The organism is Hymenobacter busanensis, assembly GCF_008727865.1.
GTDB classification, from domain to species: domain Bacteria; phylum Bacteroidota; class Bacteroidia; order Cytophagales; family Hymenobacteraceae; genus Solirubrum; species Solirubrum busanense.
The window spans coordinates 67,804-79,858 of sequence record NZ_VTWU01000005.1; the positions used below are offsets into that span (position 1 = coordinate 67,804).

Annotated in this window: 10 protein-coding genes; 5 read left to right on the forward strand and 5 right to left on the reverse strand. The window is 63.0% G+C overall.

Annotated features, from left to right (window positions below):
* Window positions 1–84: 84 nt before the first annotated feature.
* The 4 genes from galE to rfbA all read left to right on the forward strand — a co-directional run bounded on the left by galE (window position 85) and on the right by rfbA (window position 4,338).
* Complete coding sequence (gene galE, locus F0P96_RS13810) at window positions 85–1,116, forward strand: UDP-glucose 4-epimerase GalE (protein ID WP_151079500.1); 1,032 nt, start codon at window positions 85–87, stop codon at window positions 1,114–1,116.
* 85 nt (window positions 1,117–1,201) lie between these two features.
* Entirely contained in the window at window positions 1,202–2,257 is a 1,056-nt protein-coding gene (gene rfbB / locus F0P96_RS13815; protein ID WP_151079501.1) for a dTDP-glucose 4,6-dehydratase, read from the forward strand.
* Between the two features lie 110 nt (window positions 2,258–2,367).
* The gene (locus F0P96_RS13820; protein WP_151079502.1) at window positions 2,368–3,375 is read left to right on the forward strand and encodes an SDR family oxidoreductase; all 1,008 of its coding nucleotides are present in this window, start codon (window positions 2,368–2,370) and stop codon (window positions 3,373–3,375) included.
* 84 nt (window positions 3,376–3,459) lie between these two features.
* The gene (rfbA, locus tag F0P96_RS13825; RefSeq protein WP_151079503.1) at window positions 3,460–4,338 is read left to right on the forward strand and encodes a glucose-1-phosphate thymidylyltransferase RfbA; all 879 of its coding nucleotides are present in this window, start codon (window positions 3,460–3,462) and stop codon (window positions 4,336–4,338) included.
* Window positions 4,339–4,411: 73 nt separating this feature from the next.
* Here the strand turns inward: rfbA and chrA are convergent, their stop codons facing one another.
* Window positions 4,412–5,653, reverse strand: coding sequence for a chromate efflux transporter (gene chrA / locus F0P96_RS13830; protein WP_235917494.1), 1,242 nt, complete (start codon window positions 5,651–5,653; stop codon window positions 4,412–4,414).
* Window positions 5,654–6,145: 492 nt separating this feature from the next.
* The gene (locus tag F0P96_RS13835) at window positions 6,146–7,132 is read right to left on the reverse strand and encodes an isopenicillin N synthase family dioxygenase (protein ID WP_151079504.1); all 987 of its coding nucleotides are present in this window, start codon (window positions 7,130–7,132) and stop codon (window positions 6,146–6,148) included.
* Window positions 7,133–7,254: 122 nt separating this feature from the next.
* Here F0P96_RS13835 and F0P96_RS13840 point away from each other — a divergent pair, with 122 nt between their 5' ends.
* Complete coding sequence (locus F0P96_RS13840) at window positions 7,255–8,076, forward strand: hypothetical protein (protein WP_151079505.1); 822 nt, start codon at window positions 7,255–7,257, stop codon at window positions 8,074–8,076.
* Window positions 8,077–8,440: 364 nt separating this feature from the next.
* Here F0P96_RS13840 and F0P96_RS13845 read toward each other — a convergent pair whose 3' ends face one another.
* From F0P96_RS13845 to F0P96_RS21025, 3 genes are all read right to left on the reverse strand, one after another.
* Window positions 8,441–9,145 (reverse strand): hypothetical protein, encoded by a 705-nt coding sequence (locus F0P96_RS13845; RefSeq protein WP_151079506.1) that lies wholly within the window; start codon window positions 9,143–9,145, stop codon window positions 8,441–8,443.
* A 148-nt stretch (window positions 9,146–9,293) separates the two neighbouring features.
* Entirely contained in the window at window positions 9,294–10,187 is an 894-nt protein-coding gene (locus tag F0P96_RS21020; protein ID WP_160620303.1) for a T9SS type A sorting domain-containing protein, read from the reverse strand.
* 683 nt (window positions 10,188–10,870) lie between these two features.
* Window positions 10,871–11,704, reverse strand: coding sequence for a T9SS type A sorting domain-containing protein (locus F0P96_RS21025; protein WP_160620306.1), 834 nt, complete (start codon window positions 11,702–11,704; stop codon window positions 10,871–10,873).
* Window positions 11,705–12,055: the final 351 nt, after the last annotated feature.

A 12,055-nucleotide genomic window follows, 5' to 3' on the forward strand; every position in this document is an offset into this window, starting at 1 on the left:
TGGTTGGATGGCTAAATGGCTGGTCGTGCATACAAGGCAAGAACAAACAGCCATTTAGCCATCCACCCATTTAGCCATTTGACCATGAAAAAGATTCTCGTTACGGGCGGCGCGGGCTACATCGGCTCGCACACGGTGGTGGCCTTGCAGGAAGCGGGCTTCGAGCCAATTATCGTTGATAACTACGTCAATTCCAGTGTCTCGGTGTTGGAAGGGCTGCGGGCCATTCTGGGCGCTGAGGTGAAGCACTACGACGTGGACTGCACCGATAAGGCTGCGTTCCGGGGTGTGTTTGAGGCCGAGCCTGATCTGGCGGGCGTGATTCACTTTGCGGCCTACAAAGCCGTAGGCGAATCGGTGCAGAAGCCGCTGATGTACTTCCAGAACAACGTCGGCTCGTTGCTGGTGCTGCTGGAGCTGATGGCGGAGTTTAAGGTGACGAACCTGGTTTTCTCGTCGTCGTGCACCGTGTACGGCGTGCCCGACCAACTGCCCGTAACCGAAGAAACGCCGACCAAGCCCGCCAACTCGCCCTACGGCCGCACCAAGCAGATGTGCGAAGACATTCTGCGCGACCTGGCCCAGGCGCCCGACAACGAGGTGAAAACCATTCTGCTGCGCTACTTCAACCCGGTAGGGGCGCATCCGTCGGCCCTCATTGGCGAGCTGCCGCTGGGTGTACCGCAGAATCTGATTCCGTTTGTAACGCAAACGGCCGCGGGCATCCGGGAAAAGCTCACCATCTACGGCGACACCTACGACACCCCCGACGGCACCAACATCCGCGACTACGTGCACGTGGTGGACCTGGCCAAAGCCCACGTGGTGGCCGTGCAACGTCTGCTGCAAGCGCAAAGCACCGCCGTGGAAACCTATAACGTGGGCACCGGCCGCGGCAACTCGGTGCTGGAAGTGGTGCACGCCTTCGAGCGCGCTACGGGCCAGAAGCTCAACTACGTCATCGGGCCCCCGCGTGCCGGCGACGTGCCGGCCATCTACGCCGACGTGACCAAAGCCACGGCCGAGCTGGGTTTCCAAACGACTTCTACCCTGGAAGAGGCACTGGCCAGCGCTTGGCGGTGGCAACAGCACCTGGGCGAAACGGCCAAAGGCTAACTTGTCAAATGGCTGAATGGCTGCTTGTTTTGCTACCCCAGAGCAGCCAGCCATTTAGCCATTTAACAATTCAACCAATTAAGAAATGAAAATCATTATCACCGGCGGGGCCGGCTTCATTGGGTCGCACGTGGTGCGCCTGTTCGTGACCAAGTACCCCGAGTACCAGATTCTGAACCTGGACGCGCTGACCTACGCGGGCAACCTGGAGAACCTGCGCGACATCGAGAATGCGCCCAACTACCGCTTCGTGAAGGGCGACCTGACCGACCAGGCCTTTGTCGACCAACTCTTCGCCACCGAAGAGCCCGACGCGGTGATTCACCTCGCCGCCGAGTCGCACGTAGACCGTAGCATCACCGACCCGCTGGCGTTTGTGAAAACCAACGTGCTGGGCACCGTGCACCTGCTGAACGCGGCCCGCAACCTGTGGCAGCCGCCGGGCTACGAGGGCAAGGTGTTCTACCACGTGAGCACCGACGAAGTGTACGGCTCGCTGGAAATGGGCACCGACATGTTCACCGAAAGCACCGCCTACGACCCCCGGTCGCCGTACTCGGCCTCCAAGGCGTCGTCGGACCACTTCGTGCGGGCCTGGTACCACACCTACCACATGCCGGTGAAAATCAGCAACTGCTCGAACAACTACGGCCCCAACCACTTCCCCGAGAAGCTCATTCCGCTGGCCCTGCACCGCATCCAGAAGGGCGAGGCCATTCCGGTGTACGGCAAGGGCGAGAACGTGCGCGACTGGTTGTTCGTGAAAGACCACGCCACGGCCATCGACGCGGTGTTTCACCAGGGCAAAGTGGGCGAAACCTACAACATTGGCGGGGTGAACGAGTGGAAGAACCTCGACCTGATTCACCTGCTCTGCGACGTGATGGACGAGAAGATGGGCCAGCCCCAAGGCACCTCGCGCCAGCTCATCAAGTTCGTCACCGACCGCGCCGGCCACGACCTGCGCTACGCCATCGACTCGTCGAAAATCATGAACGAGTTGGGCTGGAAACCCTCCGTCACCTTCGAGCAAGGCCTGCGCCAGACCGTCGACTGGTACTTCGACAACCAGGAATGGCTGCAGAACGTGACCAGCGGCCACTACCAGGATTACTACCGCCAGCAGTACGCGGCTAGATAATGTGAAAATGTGCGGAATGTGGGAAATGTGATGAATGTGCCGGTCTGGAACTGAGCCGCCATCCATTTTCCACATTCCGCACATTCATCACATTCACCACATTAAATAAGATGTACGACTCCCCCTTTCACGAGCAGCCGCTCGATAACCTGACTTTCCTCGTGACCGGCGGCGCCGGCTTCATCGGCTCCAACATCGTGGAGTACCTGCTGAAGTACGGGGTGAAGAAGGTGCGCACCTTCGACAACTACTCCAACGGCTTCCGCAAGAACCTGCAGTTGTTCGAAGGCCACCCCGCGCTGGAAATCCTCGACGGCGACATCCGCGACGTGGAGGCCTGCCGCCGCGCCTGCGAAGGCGTCGACGTAGTGCTGCACCAAGCGGCGCTGGGCTCAGTCCCGCGTTCCATCAACGACCCGATTACCTCGAACGACGTGAACGTGGGCGGCTTCGTGAACATGCTGGTGGCCGCCAAGGACGCCGGCGTGAAGCGCTTCGTGTATGCCGCCAGCAGCAGCACCTACGGTGACTCGCCCCACCTGCCCAAGATTGAGGACCGTATCGGCAAGCCCCTCTCGCCCTACGCCGTCACCAAGTACGCCAACGAGCTGTACGCCGACGTGTTTGGCAAGACCTACGGCATGGAAATCATCGGGCTGCGCTACTTCAACATCTTCGGCCCGCGTCAGGACCCGAACGGGGCGTACGCCGCCGTCATCCCGCTGTTTATCGACGCGGTGCTGCAGGGCAAGGCCCCGCGCATCAACGGCGACGGGGGCCAGACGCGCGACTTCACCTTCGTGGAAAACTGCGTGCAGGCCAACATCCGCGCCGCTCTGGTGCAGAACCCCGAGGCAGTGAATCAGGTGTATAACATTGCCGTGGCCGACCGCACCTCGCTCAACGACCTGTTCAACATCCTGAAGGAAGAGGCCGGCGTCGACATCACGCCCGAGTACGGCCCCAACCGCGCCGGCGACATCCGCGACTCCCTGGCCGACATTTCGAAGGCCGAACGGCTGCTGGGCTACCGTCCGCAGATACGCATCCGCGAAGGCCTGCAGAAAACCCTGGCGTGGTTCCGCGAAAACCAGGAGTTTATTAAAAAAACGAAGTAATTGCCAAATGGCTGGATGACTTTGTGGCTGGTCGTTCTGGTAGAGCAATCAACCATTTAGCCATTTAACAATTCAACCCTTCCCATGAAAGGCATCATCCTCGCCGGTGGCTCCGGCACGCGTTTGCATCCCCTCACGCTAGCTGTGTCGAAGCAGCTCATGCCGGTGTACGACAAGCCGATGATTTATTACCCGCTGTCGATTCTGATGATGGCCGGTATCCGGGATATCCTCATCATCACCACGCCCCACGACCAGGAGCAGTTCCAGAAACTACTCGGCGACGGTAAAAATCTCGGCTGCAACTTTCAGTACACCATTCAGGAGGTGCCCAACGGTTTGGCCCAGGCCTTTGTGCTGGGTGCCGACTTCATTGGCAACGACAAGGTGGCGCTGGTGCTGGGCGACAACATCTTTCACGGCGAAGGCCTAGAAGAGCTGCTGAAAAGCAACAACGACCCCGAAGGCGGCGTGGTGTACGCCTACCACGTGCACGACCCCGAGCGCTACGGCGTGGTGGAGTTCGATGCCAACAACAAGGCCCTGAGCATCGAGGAGAAGCCCGCCAAGCCCAAGAGCAATTACGCCGTGCCGGGCCTGTATTTCTACGACAACGAAGTGGTGCAGATTGCCCGCGACCTAAAGCCCTCAGCCCGCGGCGAGTACGAGATTACCGACGTGAACCAGGAGTACCTGCGCCGCGGCAAGCTGAAAGTGGGCATCCTGGGCCGCGGCACCGCGTGGCTCGATACGGGTACCTTCGAAAGCCTGATGCAGGCCGGCGAGTTTGTGCGCGTGATTGAGCAGCGCCAAGGCCTGAAAGTGGGCTCCATTGAGGAAATAGCCTACCGCCAGGGTTTCATCGACGCCGACCAGCTGCGCAAGATTGCCGCGCCCCTGCGCAAGAGCGGCTACGGCGACTACCTCATGCACCTGCCCGAAAGCCTGCTGCTGAACCAGTAGACAGTTTCTCGCCTACACGCCGAACGCCCGTTGCCACTGTTGGCAACGGGCGTTCGGCGTGTAGGGACGGCCCTTATGGCAGCAGCGCGCCCGCCGCCAAAGCCCCCAGCACCAGCACGTAGGAAGGCAGCCGGTCCCAGAGCAGCACCAGAAACGTGACGCCCACCAAGATGGGGTTCAGCGGCAGGTCCACGCCGTAGCGACCGGGCAGGTGCCAAGCCGGGCCATCGGGCAGGGGGTGGTAGAGCAGAAACGTAGCGGCGCACACCAGCCCGGCCGACACGGCGTTGATGCCTTCGAGCGAGGCTTTGACCACGCGGTACTGCTTGAGCTGGTCCCAGAAGCGGATGAGGAAGAAGATGAGCAGCGTACCCGGCATGAAGATGCCCGCCGCCCCCACCAGCGCCCCCATCACCTGCCCGCCAATGCCGTAGTCGCGCATGGCCAGGGCACCCACGTAGGCGGCAAAGGAAAAGTTGGGGCCCGGCAGGGCCTGCGTGAGGCCGTAGCCCGACAGAAACTCGGCCGAGGTGAGGTAGCCCTTGAACTCCACAAACTCGGTGTAGAAAAGCGGCGCCAGCACCTGCCCGCCGCCAAACACCAAGGACCCATTGCGGTAAAAGTTCTCGAACAAGCGCACCGGCAGCAGGCGCGTGTAGTGGCCCAGCACAGCCGCGGCTATAAACACCGTCAGCCACAGCACAAAGTTGGCCCACTCGATGCGCAGCGGCTGCTTGTTTTTGATGAGCGGCTGCTTGCGGTAGCGGAACGTCGTCACCAGCCCGCCGCCCAGCAGCAGCAGCGGCAGCACCCACGGCAGCTGGAAGAAATACGCCGCCCAGGCCGACACCACCAGCAGCGCCACCGAAGTCTTCGTGTGAATGACCTTCTCGGCAATCTTGTAGGCCGAAAACGCCACAAACCCCACCGCCACCGGCTGCACGAAGCGCACCAGCTGCGCCACCTGCTCTTTGTCGAGGTAACTCATCGAGAGGCCCGCCACCGTCATGATGCACACGGCCGGCAGCATCCAAATCAGCAGCGTGAGGTAGGCCAGGTTGGGCCCACCCAGCCGGAAGCCGATTGCGGTAATGGTTTGGGTGGAGGTGGGACCGGGCAGCACCTGGCACAGCGCCATCAGCTCCAGCAGTTCGGCCGAGGTGAGGTAGCGGCGCTTGTCCACCAGCAGGCGCAGCATCATGGCGGTGTGGGCCTGCGGGCCCCCAAACGCCGTGAGGCCCAGCACGGCCACGTCTTTCAGAAAAATGATGCCGCGCACGCGCCGGGTGCGCTTGCCGCGCGGCGGGGGAGCCAGCTGTACCGGCGCGTCGGCTTCTAAAGACTGCTGCTGCACGGGTGGGCAGGTGGGGTGTATCAGTAAAGAAGCACAATCCGCCCCAAACGGCAAGCCGCTGAGGTGGTGGAAAAGTGACGTTTGCGCAAAACTCCCCTCCTTTTTGAAGGAGGGGACGCCGTGCCGCAGGCGCGGCTGGGGTGGTTCCTCCGTTGCTGAGGTTGAACGGACTGGTAGTAGAATGGCCAAGAAAGAACGGTCATGCAGAGCGTGAGCGAAGCATCTCGCGTGTTCAATCTGATTACTGCCACACATCAGCACGCGAGATGCTTCGCTCACGCTCTGCATGACGATCTAATGTAAACAACGTCAGCAACGACCGAACCACCCCAGCATCGGCAAGCCGATGCATCCCCTCCTTTTTGAAGGAGGGGAGCTTGTCGTTCTTGCGTCTCCCAACAAAAAAAGCCCGGCCGCTGGGGCCGGGCTTTTGCTTCACGGCGCAAGCCGGAATTACATCGTCGATTTCTTCTTCAGGCCGAGCTCGATGAGACGCTCGTTGAGGAACTCGCCGGCCGTGATGTCGGCCTCCTTTTTGGGATTGTCGGGCGTTACGCAGTGCTCCAGGGCCGCCAGGCTCATTTCGGAGCGCGGGTGCATGAAGAACGGAATCGAGTAGCGCGAGGTGTTCATCTTCTCGCGGGCGGGGTTCACCACGCGGTGGATGGTGCTCTTGAGCACGCCGTTGGTTAGGCGCTGGAGCATGTCGCCCACGTTCACCACAATCTGGTCGGGCAGGGCCGTGATGGGAATCCACTTCCCGTCGCGGCGCTTCACCTGCAGGCCATCGGCCGAGGCCCCCATGAGCAGGGTAATGAGGTTGATGTCGCCGTGTTCGGCGGCGCGCACGGCGTCGGCCGGTACCGCATCGGGGTTTTCGATGGGGTAGTAGTGGATGGGGCGCAGGATGGAGTTGCCGTTGCGCACCTTGTCGTCGAAGTAATTCTCGGGCAGGTGCAGGTACAGGGCAATGGCGCGCAGCACGTCTTTGCCGGCCGCTTCCAGCGTCTTGTAGGTCTGCAGGGCCGTGTCCTTGAACGTGGGAATCTCCTTGGGGAAGATGTTGTCCGGGTACTCGTTCTTGATGGGGTCGTTGGGGTCGTCGACCTCCTGGCCCACGTGGAAGAACTCCTTCAGGTCGCCGGTATTGCGGCCCTTGGCGTGCTCCTTGCCCTTGCTGATGTAACCGCGCTGGCCGGCCAGCTCCGGGTTTTCGTACTGCTGCTTCACCTCGTCGGGCAAGGAGAAGAACGACTGCACGTCGCGGTACAGGGTGGCGGTCTGCTCGTCGTTCAGACCGTGGTTCTTGAGCGCCACGAAGCCGATGTTCTGGTAGGCTTCGCCCAAGTCTTGCACAAACTTGGCTTTGCGCTGCGCATCGCCCGAGCGGAAGTCCGCGAGGTCGAGCGAGGGAATTTCGTCCAACAATTTTTCGCTCATAGCGAATTCAAAATATACTTTTGGGGAAACCTTACGTACTGCGGCAAGGTACTCAAAAAATCATTTTTTTGTTCGGGCATCCCGCCGCTTGCCTGCGCCACGCCTTTTACCCGCCCTCCACCATGAAAAAAGCCATCTGGCTGCTGAGCGCCGCCGTGCTCGGCCTCTCCGCCTGCGACACCACCCGTCAGCAAGCCGATACCGCTTCGGCCACCGCCGAGCAAGTACGTACCACGGCGGCCGCGGCCACCATGGAAAAAAACGGCATCCGCCTCACGCCGTTCACCGACTCGCCGAAGTTTCCCTCGGCCGGCCTGCGCCTGAATACGCCGGCCGCCAACTCCACCGTGCCCAGCGGCCCCGTGGCCTTCGACTACGACCTGACCAACTTCCAGCTCACGAAGATGACCGGGCACCAGCACGGCGAGGAAATGGCCAACTCCATGCAGGGCCAGCACATTCACAACATCGTCGACAACGAGCCCTACACGGCCCACTACACCACCGAGTTTACCAAGCCCATTGCCGACGGCCAGCACGTGGTCCTCTCGTTTCTCTCGCGCTCCTACCACGAGAGCCTCAAGCACCGCACCGCCTACGACCTGCGCGTGATTAGCGTGGGCAAGGTGGCCACCCCGCTGGCGGTGGACCTGGCGGCCCCGCACATGTTCTACAGCCGCCCCAAGGGCGAGTACACCGGCAAAGACGCCCAGAAGGTGATGCTCGACTTCTACCTGGTGAATACCACCCTCACGCCCGACGGCAACAAGGTGCGCGCCACCATCAACGGCACCGAGTTCATGCTCGACCAGTGGGCCCCCTACATGATGGAAGGCCTGCCCATGGGCCAGAACACGGTGAAGCTGGAGCTGGTCGACGGCAACGGCAACCTCGTGCCCGGCCCCTACAACTCGGTAACGCGCACGTTTACACTGGCGCAGTAACCTCACCCCCGGCCCCCTCTCCAAAGAGAGAGGGGGAGCCACGGCAGCGCGAGCGGCAGTGGTCCTACGACTCCAAGTCGTAGAACCACTATCGTTGCACGACCTCCGGCAGCAATGCACAACGCCCGCTTTCCGGCAATGGAAGGCGGGCGTTGTGCTTGGTGGCCACCGCAACACGTTGCAGTAGCCTTTCGGGGCGTCGGAAGTGGCCCGCAACAGGTTGCGGTAGGCTTTCGGCACGGCAAAACCCGGGTGCAACGTGTTGCGGTTGGCTTTCGGCCAGCCGAAATGGGCTGGCAACCTGTTGCGGTGCTTTCGGGGACAACCGAAAGCCCGTCGCAACGTGTTGCGAGGAGCAAAAGGGCTAGGCGGGCGTGGGTGTCGATGGCTTGGCGGCTTTGCCGTTGCGGCCGGCATTGGGGTTGCGCACCAGCGCGTAGTTGAAGAAGGCGCGGGCTTTTTCGGGGGCGGCGTGAAACTGGGCCAGGGCCACGCAGTGGGTGTGCCAGAGGGCGTCGCAGAGCTGCTGCCAGCCAAGGCCCAGCTCGCCGATGGTGTCCTGGGTTTGCTTTTGGGCGGTGTCTTTGGCCTTGCCGGCGGCCTGCAGCTCGGCGAGCAGGGCGCTGGCCTGCTGGGCGGGCTCGGGGCCGAAGTCGGCGGTGTATTCGCCGAGAGTTTTGTGGAAGGCTTCGAGGCGCTTGGGCAGCTGCTGGGTGGCTTCGGTGAGGCCGGAGAGGCCCTGGGGCAGCAGGGCTTTGAAGTCGGCGGGGCGCTTGCGCAGCTTGGGCACCAGGGTCACGTCGTGCAGCTCGCGCACCCACTCGCGGATGGCGGCCGCTACCTGGGCGGCGGTGCGCGTCTGGCGCTGGCGGGTGCCGTCCTGGGCGGTGCGGTCGGTTACGGAGTCTTCGAGGGCCTGCAGCTGCGCCCCAAACGGGGCGGCCAGGGCCTGGAGGGCGGGGTTGTCGGTTTTCGTCAGCGCCGTATGGGTGTAGCGGGCGAAGGCGAGGAAATCGGGCCGCGACGCGCGGATGTTGCGGAAATGGTTTTCGTACGCAGCTTCGTACATGGTGGAGGGGTATGAAAGGTGAACAATGGAACGACGAACGATGGGTGGGGTGGATGGGGTAATCGAGGGGGTAAACTACGCGCTGGCAGCGGTTTGTGCAAGGGGAGCGGCGGCGTAGCCAAAGCTCACGCTACTACACGTTACGGCGCTATTCCACTACCACTTTGCCGGTGGCGAGCAGGGCGTCGTCGGCGCGCAGCTGGCAGAGGTAGAGGCCGGCCGGCAGCCCGGCCACGGACACGGCGGCCTCGCGCTGGCCGGGGCGCAGGGGCAGGCGCCGCACCAGCCGGCCGGTGGCCTCGCGCAGCTCCAGGGCGGCGGTGCGGGCCGCGGCGGGCAGCGCCAGCGGCACGGTGAAGGCCGTGCGGGCGGGGTTGGGGTAGGCCCTGAGCGAGGCCAGCGGGCGGGCGGCCGGGGTGCGGGCGGGCAGGGGCACGCCGCCGGCCCCCTCCACCACGCGCGGCAGGCCCGGCACGCGCAGCCGCGCCACATAGGTAATTTCTGATGCGCGGAGCACGGTCAACAATGTGGAGTCAGAGAGCGGCGCTAGTCCCACGGGCACTGGAATTTGCTGAGCGGCCAATACAGAGGCAGTTGGCGTGAAGGCGAACTGCTGCTGCAAGGTACCGGTGGGAGAGAAGCGGTATAACCAGAACGTATTGGCAGGCGAGTTGCGGGTGACGAATACGAGCAGCGAACCGTCGGCCAGTTCGCGCGGGCAGCTGAAGCCGAAAGGACTATTGGGCACCGTGGGTCGGTGCACATAACGCCAGACCACGTTAAGGTTGGCGTCCACGCGCAGCACGAAGGGACGCGAGACGCTGGACATGGTAGGCGTAATAGAGTCGGTTCGGCCGGTGAAGATGAATCCTCCATCACGAAGGGCCAGCAATTGGTCCCCACCAAAACCGTAGGCCGACACAAAGGCGTAATTGGGGTGAGCTGGTACTAGCACGCCGCGTAGCGAGTCGCCCTGCTGGCTTACTTCCAGCAGCTTCAACCGCGACAAGCCAGGTCCCGCCGGGGTTGCTTGTTGGGTCACGATGTCAGCAAGCAACAGTGTACCGCGTACCGTGTACGCTAAACCAAAAGGAGTTGCGAATCGTCCATAGGGATATGCGCGTCGCCAGAGCACCCGCCCCAAACTGTCGAGCCGGGTTAGGAAGGGTTGTTGAGCAAACGGGTTCGGGGAAGTAACCATGCCGGCGTGCACATAGGTGCCGCCGTCGGAGCTTTCAAGTAGCTGGGCGCTGCTTTCCGCGCCGCTTTCCGGTGGCAGCACACGCCGCCAGCGCAGCGCACCGCGCGTCGAGAAGCGCAGTAGGTGTACTCGGGCGCTGTCGAAAGAGGGAGCCCAGCGTCCGCCGAACTCGGTTGGCGCTAGTAACACACCGCCTCCCCGCAGGGCAAGCGTTTGGGCGTTTTCACGAATGTCACTCACTCCCACACCGGCCACCGTACCCAAGCGGGCGAAACGAGTCGTGTCGCAGGTGAGCAACAGCCGGGGCATGGTAAAAGCATAGCGTTGGGCGGGGGGGGCACTAAGGCGGGTGGAGCCCAATAGCAGCAGTGAATCGGGTCCGGTGCGTAACAGGGCATATGAGGCACGGGGCTGACTGGCTGAACCGTAAACCCGCTCGCAGAGCAACTGCTGGGCGTGGGCGGTAGGAGCACCCAGCAGCAAGCAAACGCAGAGAAAGAAGTATTTCATGGCAGGACAATGGGCTATTGCACGGCCAGTTTCTGGGTGGTCAGGGTGCGGCCCTGCGCGCGCAGAGTCAGCACGTAGAGGCCCGGGGGCAGGGCGCGCACCTCCAGCGCGGCCGTGCTGCGGGCGGCGAGCAGCGGCAGACGGCGCACGAGGCGCCCGGCTAAGTCGTGTAGCTCCAGCGCGGCCGTGCGGGTAGCAGCCGGCAAGCTGTACGCAACGGTGACGGCCGCGCTGGCCGGGTTGGGGAACAGGGCCAGGGTAGCCAACGGCCGCCCGGCCGAAGCGCGGGCGGGCAGGGGCACGCCGCCGGCCCCCTCCACCACGCGCGGCAGGCCCGGCACGCGCACCCGCGCCGTGTAAGTGGCGGTGCCGGAGTTCAGCGCCACCATCAGGGACGAATCCGACAGCCCGGCCAGGCCCACGGGCTGGGTCACTTGTTGGCCCGCCGTGCCGGCCGGGGTGAAGGCGTACTGGTGGGTGAGGGCGCCGGCCGGGGAAAAGCGGAACAGCCAGAACGTACTGGCGGGGTTGTTGCCGCGCGTGGCCAGCACCAGCAGCGAGCCGTCGGCCAGCTCCAGCGGGCTGCCCAAGCTGTAGCGGGTGAAGTTGGCGAGCGGGCGGTGCACGTAGCGCCAGACCACGTTCAGGTCGCGGTCCACGCGCAGCACGAAGGGGCGCGTGGTGCTGCCTCCGCCGGGCGTGAGCGAGTCGGCCACGCCGGTGAAGACAAAGCCCCCGTCGCGCAGCGGCCGCAGATGAGGTCCGCTGTCAGTGTCGCGATATATAAGCGGGTAGTTGGGATGAGCCAGCACTAGCACGCGGCGCAGTGAGTCGCCGTGCTGGCTCACTTCCAGCAGCCGCAGCCGCGAAGCAGGAATTCCACTTATCGGCGGTAGACTTGCCTCACTGATAAGCAGCAGTGTACCGTACGCTGTGTATGTTGTACCGAATTCGGGACTCCCGTTTCTAAAAGGATAGGTGCGGCGCCACAGCTCGGTCCCTAGGCTGTCGAAGCGGGCCAAGAAAGATTCGGAACGATAAGTCGTGCCTGAAAAAAAGGCCGTGGAACCGTGTAAGTAAGCTCCGCCACCGGGCGCTGCCAGCACCTGGGCAAATTCCATTCCGCCACGAGCCTGCACGCGCCGCTGCCAGCGAAGTATACCACGGGCAGAAAAGCGTTGTAGCAATACATGGATGCT